The following is a 24,289-nucleotide window of genomic DNA, read 5'->3' as shown; positions in this document are numbered from 1 at the left end:
GGCTGCTGGTCCGGCTCTGCTCGAAGGGATGCCGGTCATGATCGAGGACACGAGGAGCCCGCACCCGGAGCGGCCACCCGCGGAGAACCCGCGCCCGGCGGTCTGGGGCGATCCGGCCCCGCTGGGCCTGGCCGGCTTCGCCCTCACCACCCTGCTGCTCTCCATCCTCAACACCAACCTGCTGAAGGAGGGCGCCGCCATTGTGCCGGTGCTGGGAATGGCCGCGTTCTACGGCGGCCTCGCCCAGTTCGCCGCAGGCCTGTTCGAATTCCGCCGCGGCAACACGTTCGGCGCGACGGTCTTCATCTCGTACGGGGCCTTCTGGATGGCGTACTGGTGGATCGCACCGCGCCTGGCCCTCGCCGGCGACGCGCACAACGCGCTCGGCCTGTTCCTGCTGGGATGGGGGATCTTCACCGCCTACATGGCGGTCGCCGCGCTCCGGGTCAGCCTCGTCGTGCTGGCGGTGCTGGTGCTGCTCGCCCTCACCTACGTCCTCCTGGCCGTCGGAGCGTTCCAGACCGGGGCGGAGCCACACGTCATGACCCAGTTGGGCGGCTGGTTCGGCATCGCCACGGGTCTCGTCGCCTGGTACGGGTCGGCGGCGACCGTCATCAACGAGACGCATGGCCGCACGCTCCTGCCCGTGGGCGCGCGCCGGCCCGGCCCCGCCCCGGCGCAGGCGTCGAGCGTTCCGCCCGAGGAGACATGAGCGGTCGCCGGCCGCCCCGGTTCCCGCCGGGAGGGGATCGCCCGCGACAATCCTCGTCATGAACGACGACATGGATGACGCCGAGGGCCGGCTGGCCCGGATCGAGCGGTTGCTGGAGAGCGGCGAGCGGGAGTTGGCCCCCGCGTGGCGCCGGGCGACCCGTGGTGAGCCGCGCTGGACGGTGACCGTCGTGATCCTCACGGCCGTCGCCCTGCAGCTCACCCTGCCGCACCGGCTCATCCTGCTGCATCCCGTCTGGGCCATGCCCGTGCTCGAGCTGGCCCTGCTGGCCGGCCTGGTCGCCGCCAACCCGCGCCGAGTGGAGCCCCGCACCCGGTGGTTGAGGTGGCTGGGTCTGGCCCTGATGTGCGTCATCAGCCTGACCAACGGCTGGGCGGCGGTCCGGCTCGTGGGGGACCTGGTGAACGGCACCGGCGGTGACCAGGCCGTGCCGCTGCTGCTCACCGGCGGCGTCATCTGGGTCACGAACGTGATCGTGTTCGCCCTGTGGTACTGGGAGTGGGACCGGGGCGGCCCGATGGCCCGCGTCCAGGGACGGCACCAGTACGCCGACTTCCTCTTCGTACAGATGCAGAACCCGGAGATCGCGCCGCCGGACTGGGAGCCGATGTTCCTGGACTACCTGTACCTGTCCTTCACCAACGCCACCGCCTTCAGCCCGACCGACGTCATGCCGCTGTCCCGCTGGTCAAAGATGCTGATGCTGCTGCAGTCGTCGGTGTCCCTGGTGACCGTCGTCCTCGTGGTCGCGCGGGCCGTCAACATCCTGAAGTAGCCCGCTCGCCCGGGCAGCCGCTCAGTCACCGTGACGGGAGCCTGCGCTGCGCCTTCTCGCAGCGGCGGACCGGCTCGCCCAGGGGCGGTGTCACCGCCGCGCGACGACACGGTCCCCACGCGTGCGGCGGACCGGGCGGCGTCCCCACGGCGGATCTCGTCGGGTGCCGTCGGACAGTCGGCGTACGGTGAGGACGGGTCGCGAGCGCGGCCGCGTAGGCGGGGACGGTGGACTGACACCGCTGCCCCCTCGCGCGGCCGTCGTCGTACAGCGTCCGCGCGCAGGTGTGGGGTCAACTGCCGCCGCAGGAGCGTAGTCGGCGTGATCCTGTGCCGCGCATGGGGACCAATGGACGGCCCGGGTGGATCGTCCTCACGGCTCTCGTCGCCCTCCTGGCGCTCACGGGACGGCCGCGTCCCGCCGTGTCCACGCCCGCCGCGCCGCCCCGGTCAGCCCGGGCCCGCTCAGCTGACACGTGCGGCGATGATGTGCGCGCACTCCATCGACTCGGTACGGGTGGTGTCCACCTCCAGGTCGTAGGCCACGCCCTCGTGGACGATGTCCGCCTGGGAGGCGGCCATCCCGATGACACGATCGCCCCGGGCGACCTCCCGCCCCGCGGCGACCGCGCCGTCACACCTGACGCCGACCCACAGCACCCACAGCCCACCCAGAGCCTTCTGCCATCGCTGCTGGGAGTCCGCTCCGCCGAGGAAGACCTCGTCGACGATGACCCGCGCGCCCGCGTGGGCCATCGCGGCGACCCCCTCGATCCATGCGGCCTCCACCGCGCGGAACTCCGGCCCGACGACCACCTGGCCGTCCGGAGCGAACTCGATCCCGGAGTCCGACGTCCGCAGCGACGCCGGCATCGCCTCGACCAGCACGTCCGTCCCGAGTGCCAGCCACGGATCCGGCAGAACGGCCTGCAGACACCGAACGATCCCGGACTTCCCCGAGCTGGAACCACCGTTGAGGACGATCACCTGGGTCATCACCGGGCCCACCCTAGAGGAACCGGTGCGGCGCTCCCGGCAGTTGGGACGGAGAGGCCGGGCCAGCCGCTGGGCGTTGCCCGGAGCGCCGCGTCCGCGGGCATGAAGTTCACCCCCGCTCGTCAGGACCAGCCGACCGGGCCGGTGCGGTCGACGAAGCGTCCCGAGCCCGCTCCGGGGTCCTCGGTGGCGAGACGGACGATCGCGTCCGTGCCCTCGGTGACGGACTGGGGCCCGGACTGGCCGTTGAGATCGGTCGCCGTGTAGCCGGGATCGACGGCGTTGATACGGACGTCCCGCAGAGCCTTGGCGTACTGCGTGGTCAGCATGGTCAGGGCAGCTTTGGAGGCCGTGTAGAGGGGTGCGACGACGGAGGACTCGATGCGCGACGGGTCGTGCGTGAGGGCCAGCGAGCCCAGTCCGCTGCTGACGTTGATGATGACCGGGTCCGGCGACCGGCGCAGCAGCGGCAGGAAGGCGGTGGTCGTCCGGACGACGCCGAAGAGGTTGACGTCGAAGACGCCGAGGGCGTCGGCGCCGGTCAGGTCGCTCGGATCAACGTGCGGACCGGACACGCCGGCGTTGTTGACCAGGACGTCGATCAGGCCCTCGTGTGCGGCGACGTCGGCTGCCGCGGCCGCGACCGAGGCGTCGTCGGTGACGTCGACAGGAACGCATCGCGCACCCAGCGAGGCGGCGGCCGCAGCGCCCCGTCCCGGATCGCGGGCTCCCATGAGCACGGTGTGGCCGAGTTCGACGAGGCGGCGGGCGGTCTCGTAGCCGAGACCCTTGTTGGCTCCGGTGATGAAGGTGATGGGCATGCCTCGATCGTCCCCGCCGCATCGTGATCCTGACCACGCTGCCCGGTAGTCCGGACGAGGCCAGGCTGCGGCTGGCCATGGCGGAGAAGTCCTCGTCCCGCACCTGAGCCGCTCGGACCGATGGCCGGCTGCCCATGTGCAGGCGGTAGTCCGGTGTGCGACGACGCCGTACCTGCCGCGACCGCCCCGTCCGTGCGCCCGCGTCGACCCAGCTCCCGGCCTCGCCCGCCCTGCGATGTCACACACGGCGGGCCTGTCTCGTCTCGGTCTCGGAAGCAGAGTTCGGGACCAGGGAGGCGATGGCCATGCGGGTGTTCGTGGCGGGCGGCACCGGAGCGTTGGGGCGACGGCTGGTGCCGCAACTCGTGGGCCGTGGCCACCAGGTGACGGCCACGACGACGAGCGGGGCCAAGCTGGGCCTGTTGGCACGGCTGGGCGCGGACGGTGTCGTGATGGACGGACTGAACGCGGTGTCCGTGGGCGAAGCGGTGGCCGTGGCCCGGCCCGACGTGATCGTGCACCAGATGACCGGGATCAGCGTCGCCCATGCCGGCAAGCCCGACCCGAAGCACTTCGATCAGTGGTTCATGCCCACCACCAGACTGCGCACCGAGGGGACGGACCACCTGCTGGCCGCCGCCGGGGCGACCGGCGTGTCGCACTTCGTCGCGCAGGGGTTCGCCAACTGGAACGGGATCCGCGCGGGCGGCTGGGTCAAGACCGAGGAGGACCCGCTGGACCTGCACGAGGGATCGCCCGCGCACGGGCTGATGGCGGCGCTGCGCCACCTGGAGGACGCGGTCGGCAGTGCCGGCGGCGCGGTGCTGCGCTACGGCGGGCTCTACGGACCGGGCGCCACCGACGAGGCGCTCGTGCTCGTGCGCAAGCGGCAGTTCCCGCTCGTCGGGGGCGGTACCGGCTACGCCTCCTGGGTGCACCTCGACGACGCCGTGAGCGCCACCGTCGTGGCCGTGGAGCAGAAGGCGAGGGGGGTGTTCAACATCGTCGACGACGAACCGGCCCCCGCGAGCGAGTGGTTGCCCCACCTGGCGGCGTGCGTGGGCGCCAAGCCGCCGTTACGGGTGCCTGCGTGGCTGGCCCGGCTGCTGGCCGGGGACGTGATGGTGACGATGATGACCGAGGGACACGGCTTCTCCAACGCCAAGGCCAAGCGGGAACTCGGCTGGCAACTGCGCTATCCGTCATGGCGGCAGGGCTTCAGGGAGGGGCTGGTATGAGCCGGATCGAGGATTTCGAGACGCTGCGACCGCTGTTGTTCTCCCTCGCCTACCGTCTCCTGGGCAGCGTCAGCGAGGCCGAGGACGCCGTGGAGGAGACGTGGCTGCGCTACGACTCGTCCCCGACCCGACCCGCGTCGGTCAGGGCGTTCCTGTCCGCCACGGTGACCCGGATCTCGATCGACGTGCTGCGCTCGTCCCGTGCCCGGCGTGAGTCGTACCGCGGACCCTGGTACCCCGCGCCCCTGCTCGCCGACCCGTACGAAAACCCCGAGCAGGCAGCGGAGTTGGCCGATTCGCTGTCGATGACTTCCCTGCTTCTGCTGGAGCGGCTCAGTCCTCTGGAGCGGGCGGTCTTCGTGCTGCGGGAGGTGTTCGGCTTCGAGTTCGCGGAGATCGGGCCCGTGGTCGGCAGGCCGGAGGCGGCGTGCCGGCAGCTCGCGGAACGGGCACGCCGCCATATGGAGGCGGGCCGGCCCCGTTTCGAGGCCGACCGCAAGAAGCGCGAGCAACTCGCCGAGCGTTTCTTCGCCGCCTTGGGGAAGGGAGACGTCGACGGGCTGCGCGAACTGCTCGCCGCCGACGTGTCGATGACCGCGGACAGCGGTGGCAAGGCCCCGCAGTGGGACAGGGGCGTCTTCGGCGCCGGGAACGTGGCCCAGGTGCTCACCTCGGTCGTCCTGCCGTTCACCCGGATCGCCGGCGTCGTGGAGCCCTGTCAGGTGAACGGCCAGCCGGGCGCGATCCTCCGCGACCGGGACGGCAACGTCATCAACACCTGGACCCTTGAGATCCTCGACGACCGTATCCAGACAATCCGCGCGGTGAGCAACCCCGACAAGCTCGGCCACGTGGGCCCGGTCGCGGACGCCTGGGCGATCCTGCGCGAAGCGCGGCGCACTCGCCGGGACGAGGACTGACACCCGTACTCGACAGCCGAGGTCGATCTGCCCGAAGAGGCTTGCCGCGCAGGGTAGTTGGGCCTGCGCGGTGATCAGTCGGACCCGATCCGGGCCCCGTCGCGCATGATGACTCTGCCGCGCAGTTCCGGCTCGCCGCGCCAGGCGCGCACGGTGTTCGGTACGACGCGCACGTACATGAACGGACCGTCTTCCGTACGCGGGTCCCAGCCGAACGTCTCGGTGTACGCCTGGGCCGCGTCAGCGGGCACCTCCTGCGCGGGGTGGGTCTCCGCCTCGCCCTGGATCAGCACCACGTCGAAACTGTCCGGCAGCGCCAGGCGCACGCGCGGTTCGGCACGGACGTTCCGCGCGGTCACGGATGTGGCGCCGGTGCACATCCACATCGCCCGCCCGTCCCACAGAAACCACAGCGGTACCTGGTGGGGTCCGTGATCGGGGTGAGCCGTCGACACCCACACATCCCGATCCGTGGCGAGCCTCTTCAGCGTGTCGCGCCTGCGTTCCGCAAGCCCGCGCGGGACCACGTCGTTGATCTGCATGAATTCAGAGCCTGCAGTCCGCGTCGTGAGGCTCGTCCGAGACGCCCGCGGGGGCCGTGCTCACGCCACCGGTGCCGCAGCCCAGGTCCAGCGTCGGAGTACGCCCGCGACAGGTGCGCGGGCGTCCGAGGTGGACCGGCCGACTGTTGAACGGAGTTGGGCTCAGGCGTTCGGGTCGAACGGGATGCCCGAGGGCATGGAGTGCGCCAGCGCGTACGCGAAGTCGCCGTCCTTGATCTTGATGGTCGCCGCGCCGAAGTCGGCGTTCATGAGCTTGTCGCGGAAGCCGGGCGGATAGCCGTTCCAGCCGACCAGGCGCGGGTAGAACCAGCCGCCGGTCACGTTCTCCGGCGGCTCGTCGTTGCTGTTGGCGAAGCGGAAGTCGTGGGTGGAGACGCCGTCCTTGTGGTAGACGATCTTCGGGTGGGTCCCGTCGAAGCGGACCGAGGAGCGGGCGGCCACCTGGTAGCCGGTGTGCTGGGACACCGACACGTACTGGACCTCGTTGTTGTTGACCCACACGACGACGTGCTCCCAGTCGTGGGTGTGGCCGATGGCCGCCGGGCCCAGGGTCGCCTGGTCCTTCTCGAAGTAGCTGGCATACACGACGGCACACCAGCCGTTGTTGCACTTCTCGCGTGAGTAGGTGTTGGCGTTGGCGAGCTGGGCGTAGTCGTGGCAGTGGCCGTTGACGTCACCGCCGAGCTTCAGGCCGGGGTTGATCGTGCCGTCGGCACCGATGGCAGCGGTGGCGTAGCAGCCGTCGCCGTCGTAGTCGTAGGCGGGGGAGAAGGTCTGTTCCAGGCCGTCGGCGTTCTGCGGCAGCAACTGCAGTACGGCGGCGTCGGCCTGGGCGGGGAGCGTCAGTACGAGGGCCAGTGCGGCGAGGAGAACGGCCGGGGCCGACCGGCGCAGTCGTGGCCGGCGGCGGTCGGCGGATGCCTGGGTGCCCGGAACTCGTGCGGGGGACAGGGGGGTTCGCACCTCAACTCCTCATAGGTGAGTACAGAAGGCGGGACCGGGTCGCGTTCACCTCGTGAACGGTGAACGCGTCGGACGGGGGCGTGGTCGCGCCGTGAACCTAAAGGTGTGGACCACTTGCGTCAAGAGGTGAAGTGAGGGGTGCGGGAAGGGAGGTGGGATTGTTATGGGTGTCGGGTGCCGGGGTGGCGTCGTCCGCCGGCCCGGCGGGGTGTCCGTCCGCTGCCCGCTCACGCTTCGCACCTCGCCGCTCGCCGACGCCCAGGAACGTCGCCGCGACGGAGGCGCAGGCGACGGCGGCGATGCCGAGCCACTGTGGCCAGGCGAGCCGTTGACCGAGGATGAGCAGTCCGAACAGGGCGCCGACGGCCGGCTCGAGGCTGGTCAGCACGCCGAAGACGCGCGGAGGAATCCGGCGCAGCGCCTCCAGATTGAGCGAGTACGGCAGCACGCTGGAGGCTACCGCCACCACCGCGGCGACCCACAGCACATGAGGATCCAGGAGCGCGCTCCGGGCGCGTGCGATGCCGTACGGGGCGCTCAACAGGGCGGCCAGCAGGACCGCGACCGCCAGCCCCTGCCCGCCGCTGACGCGCTGTGCCATGCGCGAGGAGACGAGGATGTAACCGGCCCAGCAGCACGCCGCCACCGCGGCCAGGGCGAGGCCGCCCGGGGCCAGCGGGACGCCGCCCCCGCCGAGCAGCAGCACACCGCCTGCTGCCAGACAGGCGGGCAGCAGGTCGGCCGCCCGTCGTGATCCGGCCAGGGCGATGGCGAACGGGCCGAGGAACTCGATCGTCGCGACGGCGCCCAGCGGGATGTGCCTGACGGCCTCGTAGAAGGCGAGATGGTGCCCCGCGAGCAGCACCCCGGCGCCGAGCACCACCCTCCAGGCACCCCGCGCCGTGCCCGGCGCCTGCCGTCGTGGGCGCCACACCAGACACAGCAGTACGCCCGCGATCAGCAGCCGCAGGAAGACCACGCCGGCGGCACCCACCTGCGGATAGACCCGAGGCGCGAAGGCGGCGCCGAACTGGATGCCGCACACGCCGCCCAGCACCAGCCCGGGAGCGGGTATCTTCCCGACGGCCGCCGTGTACGCCCGGGTCGTGCTGCCCTGCTTCATACCGGCTCGCATTTCCTTGCTCCGTACGGTCCGTGCTCAGTCGGTCGTGCGCAGCAGCAGTTTGCCGGTCGACGTGCGCCGCCCATCGGCCGGTGTGCCTCGGCGGCGTCCGACAGCGCGAACTCGGCGGTGACGGGAAGGCTCACGGTGCCGTCGGCGCCCGTGCGGAAGGCACGCTCGGTGGGTGCACGCAGCGCCTCGGGCGCGGACCGTGCGGGATTCAGGATGGAGAACGCCGCGACGGACCGGCCCCGGGCGCGGAGTTCCGCCTGCCCGATGCGCCACGGCTCGGCACCGCTCGCGTTGCCGAAGGACACCAGGCGGCCGAAGACGGCCGGCGTGTCGATGCCCCGGCGCAGGGTGTCGCCGCCCACCGGGCCGAGCACCAGGTCCACGCCCCGGCCGCCGGTGGCGCGGCGGACGTCGTCCGGGAAGGCGTCGGTCGTGAACACCTCGTCGTAGCCGTGCTCGAGGGCGTGTCCGGCCTCGTCGCGGGAGGAGACCACGCCGTACACCGCACCGGCGCCGGCCGCGCGGGCCAGTTGACCGGCCGCCGTACCGACGCCTCCCGCCACGCCGTGCACCAGCACGCTCTCCCCGGCGCGCAGCCGCCCGACCTCGTGGAGCAGGCGTGCGCGGTCGGCAGGACGGCCGGGAGCGCGGCGGCGATCCGCAGGTCCAGGCCCTCGGGCAGCGCGAAGACGGCGGCGGTCTCGGCGAGCGCGACCTCCGCGCAGGCGCCGCCGGTGACGAAGGCGACGACCTCCTGCACCGGGCGCAGCCCCTCGACGCCCCGGCCGACGGCACGGATCCGTCCCGCGACCTCCAGGCCGGGGCGGAACGGCGGTGACGGCAACTGGACGCCCGCGACCGCGCCCGGCCCGACGTCATCGCCACCGGGGCGGGCTGGTGCAGCCGTATCCACAGCACGACGGGTGGGCGCGGGCCGGTGATTACCTGCCGGGTAATCGACCACCGCGGGTCAGGGCGGCAGGATCGGGGACATCAACAGCCGACCGGCCCGGAGGATGCCATGTCCGCCTACGCGATTGCCCACCTGCAGGAATCCGCCCCGCACCCGGAGATCGCCGAGTACATGGCGCGCATCACCGCCACCTTCGAGCCGTACGGCGGCCGGTTCCTCGTGCACGGCGCCGCGCACGAGGTGAAGGAGGGCTCCTGGCCCGGCCACGTGGTCGTGATCGGCTTCCCGTCGCTCGCCCAGGCGCGAGCCTGGTGGGACTCGGACGCGTACCAGGAGATCGTTCCCCTGCGCGCGGATCACATCGAGGGCGACATCGTCCTGGTGCCCGGCGTGGCCGAAGGCTACGACGCGGCCGCCACCGCGCGGACGATGCGGGAGGCTCTCGTCGCCTGCTGAGCGCTCCGCGCCTCGGGGCGCGGGCAGGTGCTCCCCGTCCTGTCCGAATCTGGCCAGCACCGCGGCGGACGATCGCCTAGAACTGGGGACATGACGACTTACTCGGCCGTGGTGACCACCGGCATCTACTGCCGGCCGGGCTGCGGGTCGAAACCGCTCGCGGAGAATCTGCGCACCTTCGAGCTGCCGGCCGCGGCCGAGGCGCACGGCTACCGGGCGTGTCTGCGCTGCCGGCCCTACCGGGTGGCCGGACCGATCGCCGCCGATGCGCCCGAACTGCTCTGCAGGGCCGTGCAGTTGATCATCGCCGGGGCGCTGGACACGGGAACCGAGGCCGCACTCGGCGCCCGGCTCGCCGTGTCGCCCCGGCATCTGCGGCGGCTGTTCCACCAGCACCTGGGCGTGACCCCGGACCAGCTCGCCCGCTCACGCCGCGCGCACTTCGCCCGCCGGCTGCTGGACGACACGGACCTGACGGTCGCCGATGTGGCGTTCGCGTCCGGGTTCGGCAGCGTACGGCAGTTCAACCGGGACATGAGGCTCGTGTTCCGCGCCTCACCGGTGGAGCTGCGCAGCCGGCGCCGCCGCGCCGACCGGCTCGCCGCCGACGGCGGACTGGAGCTGCGCCTGCCGTTCGCACCGCCGCTGCACTGGCCGACGCTGCTGGCCTTCCTCGCCGAACGGGCCGTACCGGGCGTGGAATCGGTGGAGGGGGGCGTGTACCGGCGCACGATCAGCCTGGACGGCGAAGCCGGTCTGCTGGAGGTGCGCCCGGGCGGCGAGGACCATCTGCTGCTGCGGGCCCATCTGCCGTTCTGGGAAGGGCTGATCCACGTCGTCGAACGCGTCGGCCGGATCTTCGGCGTGGACGCGGACACCGTTCCGGCGGAGGCCGCCCTCGCCGGTGATCCGGTGATCGGCCCGCTGATCGCGGTCCGACCGGGGCTGCGGGTGCCCGGCGCCTGGGGCGCCTTCGAGATCGCCGTGGACGCCGTACTCGGCCAGTACGCCCCCCGGCCGAGAGTGCGCGAGCAGATGGCCGCCCTCGTCACGGCCGCCGGACAGCCGGTTCCCGGGATCAGCCACGGTCTGACCCACCTCTTCCCGTCCGCCGAGATGCTCGCCGGGACCGACCTGAAGGGCGTCGGACTGCCGCAGGACACGGCCGGCACGCTGGGCGCGCTCGCCCTCGCCGTCGCACAGGACGACACCCTGCTCGACGGCGGTCCGCCGCTGCCGGAGTTCGTGCGCGCCGTGGCGGCCGTCCCCGGTGTCACAGCGGACGCCGCACAGCGCATCGCCTTGCGGCTGGGTTACGGCGACGCCTTTTCCGTCGCGGACCGGGCCACCGCGTCGGCTCAGGCCGAGGCCGCCGCGGCATGGCACCCCTGGCGCGCTTTCGCCGCGACCCACTTGGCCGTGGCGGACCTCCCCACGACGACGGCCTGAACGAGCCGTCCCGTCATCCATCACCCCACCGAAGGGACCGAAGAAATGAAGACCGCCCAGCGAGACCTGGCCGCCGCCCTGCGCGCCCTGCACACACCCGCCGACGGCCGCGCACTGGTGCTGCCCAACGCCTGGGACGCGGCGAGCGCCGCGCTCATCGCACAGGCGGGCGCGCGGGCGATCGCGACGACCAGCGGGGGCGTCGCCTGGTCGGCCGGCCGGCCCGACGGCCACGGCCTGACGCGGGAACAGATGGCACAGGCGGTGCGCCGGATCGCCGACGTGGTCGACGTACCGGTCAGCGCCGACATCGAAGGCGGCTACGGCCCCGGCGGCGAGGATGTCGCGGCCACCGTCCGCGCGGTGATCACGGCCGGCGCGGTCGGCGTCAATCTCGAGGACTCGCTCGCACCGGGCGGTCCGCTGCACGATGTGCCGGCGCAGGCAGCTCGACTGGGGGCGGCCCGTTCCGCCGCCGCGGAAGCGGGGCTGCCCGGGCTGTGGATCAACGCCCGTACGGACGTCTTCCTGTTCGGCATCGGCGCCCCGGAGGGCCGCGTGGAGAACGTGCTCTCCCGGGCCAAGGCCTACGCCGGCGCGGGCGCCGACAGCCTGTTCGTGCCCGGGCTCGTGGACCTGGACGCGGTGGCCGAACTGGTCCGCCGCAGCCCCCTGCCGGTCAACGTGATGGCGGGCCCGGGAGCACCGCCGGTAGCCGCGTTCGAGGCAGTGGGCGTCCGTCGTGTCAGCGTGGGCACCGCACTCGCCCAGACCGCGTACGGGGCCATTCAACGCGCGGCCGCCGAACTGCTGGAGGCGGGCACCTACGACGCGATGGCGGGCGCGGCGGACTTCGGGACGGTCAACAGCGCGGTCAGCGCCGTGCGCACGGGGTGAGGAGATGCTTCGCCCCGATGCCCCGATGCCCCGCACACCTCGTTCGGCCTATTCCTCCGTTACTCACTTTTGGGTGATCGCGTCGGCGGTGGCGGGGTGGCGCGGGCTGGCGGTCGGTTGCCCGGGGCTTGTATTTCCAAGGCTTTCGCGCCCGGTATGGCGTCAACTTAGCGCATTCAGAACATAAATGGTCATTGCAGCCGAGAGTCACGGATTACTGCTGGAAACGTAATGCCATGCGGGTTTCCCTCACAAACTCCGACGAAGGTTGCAGGGTATGTGTGCGCGGCCGACCGGCCGCCGAATAGCACCACCGCTTCCTCGCGAAGGGGGACCTTGTGTCCGTTTCTTCTTCCGTCCGTCGTGTGACCGCCGTCGCTGCCGTGGCCACCGCCATGGTGGGCACCGCGGCACTCCCGGCCGCGGCCGCCGGTCAGCACCCGGGCCGTCTGCACCACGCAGTGGTGTACATCAGCGGCGTGCGGCACGACGGGCAGAGCCGGGCCGACCACTCCAACCGCACGCTGAACATGCAGTGGGTGGCCGTCACGAACAGCTCCCGCCAGGCGGTGAACCTGGACCGCTGGACCCTGTCCGACAAGGACGGTCACACGTACACCTTCCGTCACGTACGGCTCGCCGGCCGCGCCACGGTGCGCGTCCACAGCGGTGTCGGCCGGAACACCAAGACCGACCTCTACCAGGACCGCCGCACGCGCGCGTGGGACAACAACGCCGACAACGCCACCCTGCGTGACGCCCGCGGCCGTGTGATCGACACCGCGGCCTGGGGCGCCGGCCACCGCCGCGACGGAGGCGTCCGGCACCACGGGGTCGACCACCGCCGCTGACTCGTGGGCCCCGTGCCCTGACATCCTCACCGCTTCAGCTCCGGACGGCGTCCTCGCCGGCCGGGGCTGTCGCATGTCCCGCCGGATGGGCACGGCCGGCCCCAGCACCACCGCCCGCGCCCTCGAGAACGCCGTGGCTGCGAGGGGGAACCGCGCCGGCGGAGCACACGTCACCCTCGCCATCGGCTACGGCGGGCCCGAGAGTTCTCCTCCGTCACGCCTCCAGCGGCGCGGAGCAGGCTCGGCCCGGGCTCACACGCCCCTCTCGGCCCCTGTGCGGGGGGCGTAACCCCTGATGATCAGGTGCGGAGACACCCGCGTAATGAGCGGTTCGTACGGTCACGAACAGTGGGTTCAGGTCGAGTACAGGAGAGGGAGGCGCCCGTGGCCGCGCCGGGCTCGGAAAGCGAGGGCACGACGAAGGTGCGGACGGTCTGCTCGTACTGCGGGGTGGGCTGCGGCCTGGTCCTCGATGTCGGCCGGGGACCGGACGGGCGCCGTACGGTCCTGAAGGCGAGCGGGGACAAGGAGCACCCGGCGAACTTCGGCCGGCTGTGCACCAAGGGCGCGACCACCGCGGACATGCTCGCCGCCCCGGGCCGGCTGACCACGGCCCTCGTCCGGCCGGACCGCGGCGCGGAAGCACAGCCCGCGCCCGTCGCCGCCGCCGTCGCCGAGACCGCCCGCCGTCTGCGCGCGATCATCGACGAGCACGGCCCCGACGCGTTCGCCTTCTACGTCTCCGGGCAGATGAGCCTGGAGGCGCAGTACCTGGCGAACAAGCTGGCCAAGGGCTTCATCCGCACCAACCAGATGGAGTCCAACTCCCGGCTGTGCATGGCCAGCGCCGGTACCGGTTACAAACTGTCGCTGGGCGCGGACGGGCCGCCCGGGTCGTACCAGGACTTCGAGAAGGCCGACGTCTTCTTCGTCATCGGCTCCAACATGGCCGACTGCCACCCCGTTCTCTTCCTGCGGATGATGGACCGGGTGAAGTCGGCAGGCGCCAAACTGATCGTCGTGGACCCGCGGCGCACCGCCACCGCCGCCAAGGCCGATCTGTTCCTGCAGATCAAGCCCGGCACGGACCTCGCGCTGCTCAACGGGCTGCTGCACCTGCTGCACACCAACGGCCACACCGACCCCGGCTTCATCGCGGCGCACACCGAGGGCTGGGAGGCGATGCCCGCCTTCCTGGCCGACTACCCGCCCGCCACCGTCGCCGGGATCACCGGTGTCCCGGAGGACGACATCCGGGAGGCGGCGCGGCTGATCGGTGAGGCGGGGGAGTGGACGAGCTGCTGGACGATGGGCCTGAACCAGTCGACGCACGGCACCTGGAACACCAACGCCCTGGTCAACCTGCACCTCGCCACCGGCGCGATCTGCCGCCCCGGCAGCGGGCCGTTCTCGCTCACCGGCCAGCCCAACGCCATGGGCGGCCGGGAGATGGGCTACATGGGGCCGGGGCTGCCCGGGCAGCGCTCCGTCCTCGTGGACGCCGACCGGGCCTTCGTGGAGGAGCTGTGGGAGCTGGAGCCGGGCGCCCTGCGCCCCGAAGGCGTCGGCAAGGGCACGGTCGAGCTGTTCCGGAAGATGGCCGACGGCGGCATCAAGGCGTGCTGGATCATCTGCACCAACCCCGTCGCCTCCGTCGCCAACCGCAAGACGGTCATCGAGGGTCTGGAGGCCGCCGAACTCGTCGTCACGCAGGACGTGTTCGCCGAGACGGAGACCAACGCGTACGCCGATGTCGTGCTGCCCGGCGCGCTGTGGACCGAGACCGAGGGCGTGCTGATCAACAGTGAGCGCAACCTCACCCTCGCCCAGCCGGCCGCGGATCCGCCCGGCGAGGCGACGGCGGACTGGCGGATCATCGCCGCCGTGGCCCGCGAGATGGGTTACGACAAGGGCTTCTCCTACGACAGCGCCGAAGAGATCTTCGAGGAGATCAAAGGCGCCTGGAATCCGGTGACCGGCTGGGACCTGCGCGGGGTGAGCTACGAGCGGCTGCGCACCACCCCGGTGCAGTGGCCGGCGGCGACGGCGCAGGGCCCCGACCGCAACCCGATCCGCTACCTCGGCGAGGACGGCTCACCGGCCTTCCCGACCCCGAGCGGCCGTGCGGTCTTCCACGCCCGCCCGCACATACCGGCGGCGGAGATGCCCGACGACGACTACCCGTTCGTGCTCAACACGGGCCGGCTCCAGCACCAGTGGCACACGCTGACCAAGACGGCCAAGGTGGCCAGGCTGAACAAGCTCGACCCCGGCCCCTTCGTCGAGGTGCACCCGCAGGACGCGGCCGAACTCGGCCTCGCCGAGGGGGATTCGGTGGAGGTCGCCTCACGGCGGGGGCGGGCCGTGCTTCCGGCGGTCGTCACCGACCGGGTGCGGCCGGGCTGTTGCTTCGCGCCGTTCCACTGGAACGACCTGTTCGGCGAGTACCTGAGTGTCAACGCGGTGACCAGCGACGCCGTCGACCCGCTGTCGTTCCAGCCCGAGTTCAAGGTGTGCGCGGTCTCGCTGGCCAAGGTGGCCACTGCCGTGACGGTGCAGACACCGGCGCCGGTGGCCGACCGGGCCACGCCTGCGGTGCCCGTCGCGCCCGGCACGGTGTCCGCCCCCGCCCCGTTCGGGCTGGAGCCCGCCCCGCCACCGGTCCTGGCCGAACACGAACGCCGGTATCTGACCGGGTTCCTGGCAGGCATCCCGTCCGGTGGCCCGGGCGTACCGGTCCTGCCGCGGGACGCCCCGTTCAGCACCGAGCACGCCCTGTGGGTGAACGGCGCACTGGCCGGGATGTACTCCAGGGCCGCGGCGACGTCCGCGCACGGGACCGGCGGCTCCCCACAGCCGTCCGCCCCCCGCCGCCAGGTGGTGATCCTCTGGGCGTCGCAGACCGGGAACGCCGAGGAGTTCGCGACCGCGGCGGCGGAGCGGCTCACCGCCGACGGCCACCGCGCCTCGCTCCTGTCCATGGCCGAGGCGGACCCCGCCGGGCTGCCGTCCGACGCCGACCTGCTGCTGATCACGAGCACGTTCGGCGACGGCGACGCCCCGGACAACGGCGCCGGCTTCTGGGACGCCCTCGCCTCGTCCGGCGCCCCGCGGCTGAAGGGCAGCCGCTACGCCGTCCTGGCCCTCGGCGACTCCTCCTACGACGACTTCTGCGGCCACGGCCGCCGTCTCGACCGGCGGATGGCCGAACTGGACGCGACACGGCTGACCCCGCGCACCGACTGCGAACCGGACTACGAGAGCGCGGCCGGCGCCTGGCTCGACCAGGTGCTGACCGCGTTGCAGACCACCGAGTCGCCCTCGAAGCCCACCGAGCAGCCGGCCCCGACCGCCCCGACGGCTGCCCGCCCGAGCCGTCCCGCCCCGGTCGCCGCCCGCCTCACCGGCAACCGCCTGCTGAGCCTGCCCGGCGCGGGCAAGGAGGTCCGGCGCTTCACCTTCGACACCCGCGACAGCGACACCGCGCTCGGCTACGAGGCCGGGGACGCCCTGGCCGTACACCCGGCCAACTGGCCGGACCTGGTGACGGAATGGCTGGCGGTCACCGGTCTCGACGCGGACGCGGCCGTACAGGTCAAGAACGCCGCGGACGTGCCCTTCGCCGAGGCCCTGCTGCATCACCTGGACATCACCCGTGTCACCCCCGACCTGCTGCGCTTCGCCGCCGACCGCACCCGCGACCCGCGCGAGCTGCGCAAACTGCTACGGCCGGACAACAAGGGTGAGCTGGCGCGGTGGTCCTGGGGACGTCAAGCCGTCGACGTCGTCGCCGAGTTCGGCATCCGGGCCGGGGCGCAGGAGTGGGCCGATGCGCTGGGGCGCCTGCAACCCCGGCTGTACTCCATATCCTCCAGCCCCCTGACCGACCCGCACCTGGTGTCCCTGACGGTCTCCGTCGTCCGCTACGAGAACCTGGGCGGCCGCCCCCGCCAGGGCGTGTGCTCCCCCTTCCTCGCCGACGCCGAGCCCGGCACCCCGGTGCCCGTCCGCGTCCAGCGGGCGCCGCACTTCCGCCCGCCCGCCGACCCCACCACCCCGGCGGTGATGGTGGGACCAGGCACCGGCGTCGCGCCCTTCATCGCCTTCCTGGAGGAACGCCGGGCCCGCGGACACCGCGCCCCGAACTGGCTGTTCTTCGGCGAACAGCATCGGGCGACGGACTTCTACTACGAGCGGGAGCTGACCGCCTTCCTCGCCGACGGCACGCTCACCCGCCTGGACACCGCCTTCTCCCGCGACCAGCGCGCCAAGGTCTACGTCCAGGACCGCATGCGCGAACACGGCCCGCTGCTGTGGTCCTGGCTCCGCGACGGCGCCCACTTCTACGTCTGCGGCGACGCCTCCCGCATGGCCAGGGACGTCGACCGGGCCCTGCGAGAGGTCGCCACCGTGCACGGCGGCCTGGACGAGACGGAGGCGGCGGCCTACGTCAAACAACTCGTCGCCGACAAGCGTTATGTGCGGGACGTCTACTGACCGGGACGGCCTGCGCCGTTCGCCGGTCAGGGCTTGCGGGCGAGACCGCCGTGCTCGGCGATGATCTCCGGGGCTGCGGAGCCGGGCTCCGGGCGCCACTCGGTGACCGAGACGACACCGGGCTCGATGAGGTCCAGCCCGTCGAAGAACGTGGTGATCTCCTCGACGGTACGCAGGTTGTAGGGCACGGCGCCACTGTCGTTGTAGCCGTCCTGGGCCCGCTCGAAGACCGGGTCGATGCCGCGCGAACCGTCGTTGACGGAGAGGTAGCTGCCCGACGGCAGGGCGTCCATCAGCCGGGTGACGATGGAGCGGGCCTGGTCGTGGTCGGCGACATGCCCCAGGATGTTGCTGAGGATGAGCGCGGTGGGGCGGCTGAAGTCCAGTGTCTCGGCGGCGGTCGCGAGGATGCGGTCCGGGTCCGTCACGTCGGCGTCGATGTAGGCGGTCGCACCCTCGGGGGCGGAGTAGAGCAGGGCGCGCGCGTGGGCCAGGACCATCGGGTCGTTGTCGACGTAGACGATCCGCGTCCCGGGAGCGATCCCCTGGGCGACCTCATGGGTGTTCTGCGCGGTCGGCAGACCGGTGCCGACGTCCAGGAACTGCCGGATCCCCGCCTCGGCGACCAGATACGTGATGTTGCGGCGCAGGAAGGCACGGCTGCTGCGGGCGATGGTGACGATGCCGGGGAAGACGGCGGTGTACGCGTCGCCCGCCTGCTCGTCGACGGGGTAGTTGTCCTTGCCGCCGAGCCAGTAGTTCCAGATACGGGCGGAGTGCGGCACCGACGTGTCGATCTTCTGGCGGATCGCTTCTTCGGGCGTCGTCGCGGGGTCGGTCATGAGTCGCATCCATCTTTCGGCCATGGCGTGGATCATTCAGGGCACAACCTACGTCCGAACACCCGTGTCCCACCAAACAGTTCGTGATTCCGGCCGGCAGGACGACGCCGGACAGGCCGCCCGCACCGGGCGGCGGATCGTCCCCTCGAGTCGGTCTCCGTTCCGTAGTGCGCAGGTCAAGGGCAGGTCATGGGTGCGGAAGGCGGGTTGCGGCGCACGTAGGGTGGGTGCGGACAAAGAAAACAGGCACCTCGTTCGGTGAGGCGTCTTCACGGACACAGGCCACTGATCCCACCCGTCGAGAGACGCTCCGGATCAGGACAGGTCTCCCCGGCCCAAGGGGTGACCCCAAGTGGCTTCCCCGCACGGGGATCACGCCGTGGAGTGCCAAAGCTCTGACGAGAAGGGGTGTGCCGGGCCGTGCCGGCTTCGGCTGCCCTCCGCCGCAGGACCGCGACACTCGCTGCGCGGCCGTGACCGGGAGGAGGCGACATGGACAGTAGTCCGGGCCATAGTCGGCCCCTCCTCCTGTCGTCCGCGCCGTCCTTCCGCGGCCCGAAGCAGCGCCTTCTTCCCTGATCCCCGTCCGGCTCACCGGCCTGTCAGGCCGTGTGCCGGCGTGTGCCCGGTGTGCCTGGTACCCCGGCCCGGGGAGGATGCGCGCTGCCTTGGGCCGCCCGTAGCCCCGTCCTGCCGGGGCAAGGGGGTGTTTCTCTTGACTGCCCACACTCTGTTCATGTCCACCTCGGCCCGGTTGCGTGGCCGCCGGGTCGATCTGGAGCGCCGCGCCACGGCGTCCAAAGCGGTCCGCACCTCGCTGGTCTCCCTCGCCGGGCTGATCGGCGGCCCGGCGACCAACCAGTCCGGCGACGAGGTCGGCCGCGTCGTCGACGTCGTCGCGCGGCTCTACGGCACGGACTCCTACCCGCCGGTCACCGGGCTCATCCTGCGCATCGGCCGGCGCCTGACCTTCGTGCCCGCCGACGCGATCGGCAAGGTGCACGCCGGACACGTACGGCTGCGCACCGCCCGGGTCGACCTGCGGGACTTCGTCCGCCGCCCCGGCGAGGCCCTGCTCGCCAAGGACGTGCTCGACCACCAGTTGGTCGACGTCGACGGCGTGCAGGTCACCCGGGCCGCCGACCTGTATCTGACACCTCTGGTGGACCAGGTCGTCCTGGTCGGGGTGGATGTCTCGCTGCCCACCCTGTTGCGCCGGCTCGGCCCGCGCCGCTGGCAGGCCCGCCCCACCCCGGAGCGGGTCCTGGACTGGCAGGCCGTCGCGCCCTTCGCCGAGCAGGCCACCGAAGGCCCGCCCGAAGTGCGGCTGCGCGCCTCCCGTGCGGCCCTGCACCGGCTGCGCCCGGCCGACCTCGCCGACATCCTCGAAGACCTCGGCCGCGCCGAACGCCAGCAGCTGCTCGGCTGGCTGGAACCCGAGCAGGCCGCCGACGCGCTGGAGGAGATGGAACCGGCCGAGCTGCAGAACCTGCTGCGCGAGGCCCAGCCGGAACACGCCGCCCGTCTGGTCGACGAGATGGAGCCCGACGAGGCCACCGACGCCCTGCGCGACCTCACCCGCGAGGAGCGCGAGGCCCTGCTGACCCGGATGCCGAAGGACGAGGCGGCGGAACTGCGCCGGCTGCTCGCGCACCGGGAGGGCACGGCGGGCGGTGCCATGACCACACTGCTGATCACCGCCCGGCAGGACGAGACCGTCGCCGAGGTGCGCGGCCGGCTGGCCGAACAGGCCGAGCACCGTACCGAGATCGACGCGGTCGCCGTCGTGGACGGCACGGACCGGCTGCTGTGCGACCTGCCGCTGTTCGACCTGGCGGTGGCCGAGGACGCCACCCCGATGTCCGACCTGGTCACCTGGCGGGCGCAGTTCGGCCCGCCGGACACCGTCCGCGCCGACACATCCCTGGCGGAGGCCGCCGACCAGCTGGTCGCGGCCCGCGCCTCCTCACTCCTGGTGGTCGACCCGACCGACCGCCCGATCGGCCGGATCCTGGCCGACGACCTGCTCGACGCCCTGCTGCCCGAACGCGGGCGGCTCCACTTCCGGAGGTTCCTGCAGTGACCCGCGACCTCGAGACCGCCGCCGCGGCACCGCAGGCCACGACGCCCGCCCGCCGGACCGGCTGGCGGCGCATCACCATGATCGCGGCGGTCGCCGGACCCGGCCTGGTCGCCGCGAACGCCGGCAACGACGCCGCCGGCATCGCCACCTACGCCTCGGCGGGCTCGCAGTTCACCTACGGCACCCTGTTCTTCATGGTGCTGGTCACCATCGCCCTGGTGATGGTGCAGGAGATGGCCGTCCGCCTCGGCGCCCACACGGGCAAGGGCCTGGGCGCCCTGATCCGCGAGCAGTTCAGCCTGCGCCTGACCGCGCTCGCCGTCTCCTGCCTGCTGCTGGCCAACACCGGCCTGGTCGTGTCCGAGTTCGCGGGCATCGGCGCCGCGTTCGAACTCCTCGGCGTACCGAAGTGGGCGGTCATCCCGCCGGCGGCGATCCTGCTGTGGGCGCTGGTGCTCTTCGGCTCCTACCACTGGGCCGAGCGCATCTTCCTGATCATGTCGCTGGCCTTCTTCGCCTACCCGGTCGCGATGATCCTCGGCCACCCCGACTGGGGCACGGTCGGCCACCACCTGGTCGTCCCGCACATCGAACCGAGCAAGGCCTTCATCCTGCTGGCGGTCGCGCTGATCGGTACGACGGTCAGCCCGTACATGCAGTTCTACGCCGCCGCGGGCGTCGTGGACCGGGGCGCCAAGCCGGCCGACTACCCGCTCATCCGCGCCGACGCCATCCTCGGCGCCGTCTTCGCCTGCGTCATCAGCCTGACCATCATCGTCGCCACGGCCTCCGCCATCGGCGGCACCGGGCCGCTGGACTCCGCGGCCCAGGCCGCCGAGGCCCTCAAGCCGGTCGCCGGGCGGAACGCGGAGCTGCTGTTCGCGCTCGGCCTGCTCGGTGCCTCCGCCCTGGCCGGCGCCGTCGTCCCGCTCTCGGCCAGCTACGCCATAGGAGAGGCCGCCGGAGTGGAGCGCTCCGTCTCCCGCAGCTTCCGCGACGCCCCGCTCTTCCTCGGTCTGTTCACCGCCCAGATCGTGCTGGGCGCTACGGTGGCGATGACTCCGGTCGACGTGATCCAGCTGCTGATCGGCACCCAGGTCCTGCAGGGCCTGATCAGCCCCATCGTGCTGGTCTACCTCCTGGTCCTGACCAACCGCCGCTCCGTCCTCGGCCCGGCCGCCAACGGCCCGCGCTACCGCGTCGCCGCCACCGCGGTGGTCGTCGGCGTCGCCGCCATGTCGACGATCCTTCTCGTCCAGACGGTCCTGGGCTGGTTCGGTCTTGCCTGATCCTCGCGCTTCACTCCGGCGTGCGGTACCCCGATGCCGGGCTCCGGGCCGCCGGGGACTACCGTCCCCTGGTGGACCCGAGCCGGACTCTTCCGTGCTGAGTCCCCCGTATCAAGCCAAAGGAGGACGATCCGCATGGATGGTCACGCGCTGACCGCGCTGTCGGCCGGTCAGCTCCCCGAGCTGACCACGGGACGTCTGCTGTCCACATGGCACCTGGACGTCCCCGCGCTGCTGCTGGTCATCGCCCTGGGCGCGCTCTACGGCCGGGGCGTCGCGCTGCTGCGCCGGCGGGGCGAGCCCTGGCCGCCCGCCCGTGTCGCCGCCTTCGCGCTGCTCGGCCTGGGCGCGCTGGTGGTGGCCACGATGTCCGCCCTCGCCGTCTACGACCACGTGCTGTTCTGGCCGGCCGCCGTACAGAACATCCTCCTGGACCTCGTCGCACCTCTGGGTCTCGCCCTCGGCGACCCGCTCCGGCTCGCCGTCGAGGCCCTGCCGGCGGACTCCGCCGGCCGCGTGCGCCGGGCGATGTCCGGCCGCCTGGTACGGGTGCTGACGTTCCCCCTGGTCAGCACGGCACTGGTGCTGGCCACGGAGCTGACGGTGTACTTCACGCCGTACTTCGCCACCGCCCTGCGCGTGGGCTGGCTGCACGAGCTGATGTATCTGCACCTGCTCGTGGCCGGCTGCCTGTTCGTCGTACCGATGCTGACCCACGAGCAGACGCTGCCCCGCTGGTGCACCCACCCGGTGCGGGCGGCACTGGTCTTCCTGGACGGCATCGTCGACGCGGTCCCGGGCGTGGTGGTGATGACCCACGGCACACTGATCGCGGGAGCCTGGTACCTGCACCATGCCCCGACCTGGTCCCCGGACGTCCGGCACGACCAGCAGATCGGCGGGGGCGCCATGCTCAGCATCGCCGAACTGGTCGCCCTGCCGTTCCTGCTGGCCCTGCTCTTCCAGTGGGCGCGCGCGGAACGGGCCCAGAGCGCGGTCCTCGACCGCCGCCTGGACGCGGAACTTGCTCCGGCCGCCGTGCCCGCGCCCGCCTCGGACCACGACCGGGAGGCCCCGTCGGCCGAGCGGGTACGCCCCTGGTGGGAGACGGAACAGAACGAGGTGGCCGCGAGGATCCGGAGCCAGCAACGGGAGCAGTGACCGGTCCATGAGCGAACGCCGACGGTTCGGCTCCGGCCGAACCGTCGGCGTCGTACGTTCGCCGTAGGGAGAGCACCTGGACGGTCCGCCCACCGCGGCTGCCCGCCCCCTGCTCTTCGGCCATGAGCCTGGACTCCGGGCCGGCAGAGACCCGGACCTCCTACGACGCGGCCGCCGCACCTACGCGGGCCATCCCCTGGTCGGGCTTGGCGCGGACGCGTTCGGCATCGATCCGTCACCCGCGATGATCGACGTGAGCAGGCGTGACCACCCCGGTCCGCGCTTCGCGGCGGGCCCGATGACGGACCTCGACCTCCCCGACGCTTCGGTCGCCGCCCTGCTCGCCTTCCGGTCGCTGATCCATGGACCCGACGATGCCCTGCCTACGGTCCGCGCCCGCTTCCGGCGCGTACCGCGCCCCCGCGGGCCCCTGCTGCTCGGCTTTCACGTCGGCGACGAGTCGCAGGTGAAGACGCAGGGCTACGGCGCTCACACCCCAGAACGTCCACGCCCACCGCCGTAGGCCCGACCGGGTGGCGCCCTGGCTGCGCGACGCCGGGCTGACGGCCGAGGCACGCCTGCTGCTCGACCTCGACGAGAGCGCCTCGGGGGCGGTGCCCTTCGCGCGCCGCGACCGTCAGGACACGCCCTGGCGCGTCGCAAGTTTCGCGTGGTCGGTGTCGGGGAGCCAGTCGCGGCGCGGCGCGTACTCCAGCCAGCGGCGGGCTCGGCCGGTCTCGGCGAATCCACGCAGCAGGGTGTCGAGCATCGGGTGGCGGCACGACTCGCGCCAGGCCAGCGACCACGCGTACAACGGGGTGGGGTCGACCAGCGGGATGCTGCGCAGGCCCGTACGGTCCGGCAGCGGCGCGTCGGCGGGGAAGAGGGTGAAGCATGCGCTGTCGGCGCGGACGTGCTGCAGGAGATGGTCCAGGCCCAGGTTGGGGCCGTCGTGCCGCCGTGCGATGCCGAACTCGTCGGCGAAGCGGCGCAGGAAGTCCAGGCGGGCCAGTTCGGCCGGGCACGACAGGACGCTGTCGCGCAGGTCGGCGGGGCGCAACGCGTCGGCGTCGGCCAGCGGGTGGGACGCACTGACCACCGCGTCGACCGGCTCCAGACGTACCAGCCGCTGGGTGAGCCCCGCATCCCGTCCGTCGGGCAGCGGATGCACCCGGCCGAACCCCAGGTCGGTGTCGCCGCGCGACAGAGCTTGCGCGACCGAAGGCCAGTCACGTCCCGGGCCCGGCTCCCAGCGCACCGGCTCGACCGCCCAGGCCGCCGCGGCGACCGTGCGCATCGGCGCGTACAGATGGCCCCACGTGTCGATCCGAACGGCCGCGCCGGCGCCCGTCAACGCGGTGATCGCGCGTTCGCCGGCCGCGAGGGCCTCATGCGCGGCCGGCAGGAAGCGCTCGCCCGCCTCGCTCAACCGGATGCCGCCCTGGCGCTCGAAGAGGCGGACGGCGAGCGACTCCTCCAGCCGGGCGATGCGCTTGGACAGGGCTTGCTGGCTGGTGTTCAGCTCCTCGGCGGCTCGCCCGAAGTGCAGGGTCCCGGCGGTGGTGACGAAAGCGCGGACCAGGGCGAGGTCGAGATCCATGCCGCTGACCCTATGCGACAACCCCCCGTTGTCGGCGAGGCGGTTCGGTTGTTGGCCGTGCCCCCTCCCCGCCCGGTCAGATGGTCCCAGACGCCACACCGGCCGATG

Annotated in this window: 20 protein-coding genes, 1 pseudogene and 1 riboswitch; of the genes and pseudogenes, 13 read left to right on the top strand and 8 right to left on the bottom strand. The window is 72.3% G+C overall.

Annotated elements, in window-relative coordinates:
* The first annotated feature begins 37 nt into the window (after positions 1-37).
* A complete protein-coding gene (locus tag ADK64_RS30960; protein WP_053664337.1) occupies positions 38-712 on the top strand; it encodes an acetate uptake transporter in 675 nt (224 codons plus the stop codon).
* 58 nt (positions 713-770) lie between these two features.
* Positions 771-1,508, top strand: coding sequence for a DUF1345 domain-containing protein (locus tag ADK64_RS30955; RefSeq protein WP_053664335.1), 738 nt, complete (start codon positions 771-773; stop codon positions 1,506-1,508).
* Positions 1,509-1,972: 464 nt separating this feature from the next.
* On the opposite strand, the gene cpt is transcribed toward ADK64_RS30955, so the two are convergent.
* Together cpt and ADK64_RS30945 are read right to left on the bottom strand one after the other, a co-directional pair.
* Entirely contained in the window at positions 1,973-2,503 is a 531-nt protein-coding gene (gene cpt / locus ADK64_RS30950; protein ID WP_053664333.1) for a chloramphenicol phosphotransferase CPT, read from the bottom strand.
* A 122-nt stretch (positions 2,504-2,625) separates the two neighbouring features.
* Complete coding sequence (locus ADK64_RS30945; protein WP_053664330.1) at positions 2,626-3,324, bottom strand: SDR family NAD(P)-dependent oxidoreductase; 699 nt, start codon at positions 3,322-3,324, stop codon at positions 2,626-2,628.
* Between the two features lie 299 nt (positions 3,325-3,623).
* On the opposite strand from ADK64_RS30945, the gene ADK64_RS30940 reads away from it, so the two are divergent.
* Together ADK64_RS30940 and ADK64_RS30935 are read left to right on the top strand one after the other, a co-directional pair.
* The gene (locus ADK64_RS30940; RefSeq protein WP_199829749.1) at positions 3,624-4,562 is read left to right on the top strand and encodes an NAD-dependent epimerase/dehydratase family protein; all 939 of its coding nucleotides are present in this window, start codon (positions 3,624-3,626) and stop codon (positions 4,560-4,562) included.
* Complete coding sequence (locus tag ADK64_RS30935; protein ID WP_053664328.1) at positions 4,559-5,482, top strand: RNA polymerase sigma-70 factor; 924 nt, start codon at positions 4,559-4,561, stop codon at positions 5,480-5,482. The genes ADK64_RS30940 and ADK64_RS30935 overlap by 4 nt, the downstream gene beginning before the upstream one ends.
* A gap of 74 nt (positions 5,483-5,556) precedes the next feature.
* Here ADK64_RS30935 and ADK64_RS30930 read toward each other — a convergent pair whose 3' ends face one another.
* The 4 genes and pseudogenes from ADK64_RS30930 to ADK64_RS30915 all read right to left on the bottom strand — a co-directional run bounded on the left by ADK64_RS30930 (position 5,557) and on the right by ADK64_RS30915 (position 9,056).
* Complete coding sequence (locus ADK64_RS30930; protein ID WP_053664326.1) at positions 5,557-6,024, bottom strand: pyridoxamine 5'-phosphate oxidase family protein; 468 nt, start codon at positions 6,022-6,024, stop codon at positions 5,557-5,559.
* Positions 6,025-6,186: 162 nt separating this feature from the next.
* Entirely contained in the window at positions 6,187-6,939 is a 753-nt protein-coding gene (locus ADK64_RS30925; protein ID WP_053664435.1) for an NPP1 family protein, read from the bottom strand.
* Positions 6,940-7,105: 166 nt separating this feature from the next.
* Positions 7,106-8,131, bottom strand: coding sequence for an EamA family transporter (locus ADK64_RS30920; RefSeq protein WP_078992932.1), 1,026 nt, complete (start codon positions 8,129-8,131; stop codon positions 7,106-7,108).
* A gap of 36 nt (positions 8,132-8,167) precedes the next feature.
* A pseudogene (locus tag ADK64_RS30915) lies at positions 8,168-9,056 on the bottom strand (quinone oxidoreductase family protein).
* 108 nt (positions 9,057-9,164) lie between these two features.
* Between ADK64_RS30915 and ADK64_RS30910 the strand changes: the two are divergent.
* The 5 genes from ADK64_RS30910 (at position 9,165) to ADK64_RS30890 (ending at position 17,206) form a co-directional block, all read left to right on the top strand.
* Positions 9,165-9,512: a DUF1330 domain-containing protein gene (locus tag ADK64_RS30910; RefSeq protein WP_053664324.1), complete on the top strand. Its 348-nt coding sequence runs from the start codon at positions 9,165-9,167 to the stop codon at positions 9,510-9,512.
* 90 nt (positions 9,513-9,602) lie between these two features.
* Complete coding sequence (locus ADK64_RS30905) at positions 9,603-10,961, top strand: DNA-3-methyladenine glycosylase 2 family protein (RefSeq protein WP_053664321.1); 1,359 nt, start codon at positions 9,603-9,605, stop codon at positions 10,959-10,961.
* 45 nt (positions 10,962-11,006) lie between these two features.
* Positions 11,007-11,858 carry an isocitrate lyase/PEP mutase family protein gene (locus ADK64_RS30900; protein WP_053664319.1) on the top strand — a complete coding sequence of 284 codons (852 nt, stop codon included), beginning with the start codon at positions 11,007-11,009 and terminating at the stop codon, positions 11,856-11,858.
* Positions 11,859-12,223: 365 nt separating this feature from the next.
* Positions 12,224-12,709, top strand: coding sequence for a lamin tail domain-containing protein (locus ADK64_RS30895; RefSeq protein ID WP_324614457.1), 486 nt, complete (start codon positions 12,224-12,226; stop codon positions 12,707-12,709).
* Between the two features lie 384 nt (positions 12,710-13,093).
* A complete protein-coding gene (locus tag ADK64_RS30890; protein ID WP_053664317.1) occupies positions 13,094-17,206 on the top strand; it encodes a bifunctional nitrate reductase/sulfite reductase flavoprotein subunit alpha in 4,113 nt (1,370 codons plus the stop codon).
* A gap of 26 nt (positions 17,207-17,232) precedes the next feature.
* Here ADK64_RS30890 and ADK64_RS30885 read toward each other — a convergent pair whose 3' ends face one another.
* Complete coding sequence (locus ADK64_RS30885; RefSeq protein ID WP_053664315.1) at positions 17,233-18,048, bottom strand: SAM-dependent methyltransferase; 816 nt, start codon at positions 18,046-18,048, stop codon at positions 17,233-17,235.
* 243 nt (positions 18,049-18,291) lie between these two features.
* Positions 18,292-18,463: riboswitch (M-box (ykoK) riboswitch) on the top strand.
* A 321-nt stretch (positions 18,464-18,784) separates the two neighbouring features.
* Here ADK64_RS30885 and ADK64_RS30880 point away from each other — a divergent pair.
* From ADK64_RS30880 to ADK64_RS48515, 4 genes are all read left to right on the top strand, one after another.
* Positions 18,785-20,131: a magnesium transporter MgtE N-terminal domain-containing protein gene (locus ADK64_RS30880; protein ID WP_234384762.1), complete on the top strand. Its 1,347-nt coding sequence runs from the start codon at positions 18,785-18,787 to the stop codon at positions 20,129-20,131.
* A complete protein-coding gene (locus tag ADK64_RS30875) occupies positions 20,128-21,420 on the top strand; it encodes an NRAMP family divalent metal transporter (protein WP_234384761.1) in 1,293 nt (430 codons plus the stop codon). Before ADK64_RS30880 ends, ADK64_RS30875 begins: the two co-directional genes overlap by 4 nt.
* 135 nt (positions 21,421-21,555) lie before the next feature.
* Positions 21,556-22,581 (top strand): cytochrome c oxidase assembly protein, encoded by a 1,026-nt coding sequence (locus ADK64_RS30870; protein ID WP_053664311.1) that lies wholly within the window; start codon positions 21,556-21,558, stop codon positions 22,579-22,581.
* Between the two features lie 253 nt (positions 22,582-22,834).
* A complete protein-coding gene (locus ADK64_RS48515; RefSeq protein WP_267888577.1) occupies positions 22,835-23,104 on the top strand; it encodes a class I SAM-dependent methyltransferase in 270 nt (89 codons plus the stop codon).
* A 114-nt stretch (positions 23,105-23,218) separates the two neighbouring features.
* On the opposite strand, the gene ADK64_RS30860 is transcribed toward ADK64_RS48515, so the two are convergent.
* Complete coding sequence (locus ADK64_RS30860) at positions 23,219-24,181, bottom strand: LysR family transcriptional regulator (RefSeq protein ID WP_053664309.1); 963 nt, start codon at positions 24,179-24,181, stop codon at positions 23,219-23,221.
* Positions 24,182-24,289 lie beyond the last annotated feature (108 nt).

The sequence above is a fragment of the Streptomyces sp. MMG1121 genome, assembly GCF_001280015.1.
Taxonomy (GTDB): Bacteria; Actinomycetota; Actinomycetes; order Streptomycetales; family Streptomycetaceae; genus Streptomyces.
Note: the sequence above shows the minus strand (reverse complement) of the source record. Positions and strands in the feature narration are given on the sequence as shown.

Coding starts and splice junctions, on each gene's coding strand:
- ADK64_RS30960 (WP_053664337.1), top strand. CDS start 38: ATGATCGAGGACACGAGGAGCCCGCACCCGGAGCGGCCACCCGCGGAG.
- ADK64_RS30955 (WP_053664335.1), top strand. CDS start 771: ATGAACGACGACATGGATGACGCCGAGGGCCGGCTGGCCCGGATCGAG.
- cpt (WP_053664333.1), bottom strand. CDS start 2,503: ATGACCCAGGTGATCGTCCTCAACGGTGGTTCCAGCTCGGGGAAGTCC.
- ADK64_RS30945 (WP_053664330.1), bottom strand. CDS start 3,324: ATGCCCATCACCTTCATCACCGGAGCCAACAAGGGTCTCGGCTACGAG.
- ADK64_RS30940 (WP_199829749.1), top strand. CDS start 3,624: ATGGCCATGCGGGTGTTCGTGGCGGGCGGCACCGGAGCGTTGGGGCGA.
- ADK64_RS30935 (WP_053664328.1), top strand. CDS start 4,559: ATGAGCCGGATCGAGGATTTCGAGACGCTGCGACCGCTGTTGTTCTCC.
- ADK64_RS30930 (WP_053664326.1), bottom strand. CDS start 6,024: ATGCAGATCAACGACGTGGTCCCGCGCGGGCTTGCGGAACGCAGGCGC.
- ADK64_RS30920 (WP_078992932.1), bottom strand. CDS start 8,131: ATGAAGCAGGGCAGCACGACCCGGGCGTACACGGCGGCCGTCGGGAAG.
- ADK64_RS30910 (WP_053664324.1), top strand. CDS start 9,165: ATGTCCGCCTACGCGATTGCCCACCTGCAGGAATCCGCCCCGCACCCG.
- ADK64_RS30905 (WP_053664321.1), top strand. CDS start 9,603: ATGACGACTTACTCGGCCGTGGTGACCACCGGCATCTACTGCCGGCCG.
- ADK64_RS30900 (WP_053664319.1), top strand. CDS start 11,007: ATGAAGACCGCCCAGCGAGACCTGGCCGCCGCCCTGCGCGCCCTGCAC.
- ADK64_RS30885 (WP_053664315.1), bottom strand. CDS start 18,048: ATGACCGACCCCGCGACGACGCCCGAAGAAGCGATCCGCCAGAAGATC.
- ADK64_RS30880 (WP_234384762.1), top strand. CDS start 18,785: ATGTCCACCTCGGCCCGGTTGCGTGGCCGCCGGGTCGATCTGGAGCGC.
- ADK64_RS30870 (WP_053664311.1), top strand. CDS start 21,556: ATGGATGGTCACGCGCTGACCGCGCTGTCGGCCGGTCAGCTCCCCGAG.
- ADK64_RS30860 (WP_053664309.1), bottom strand. CDS start 24,181: ATGGATCTCGACCTCGCCCTGGTCCGCGCTTTCGTCACCACCGCCGGG.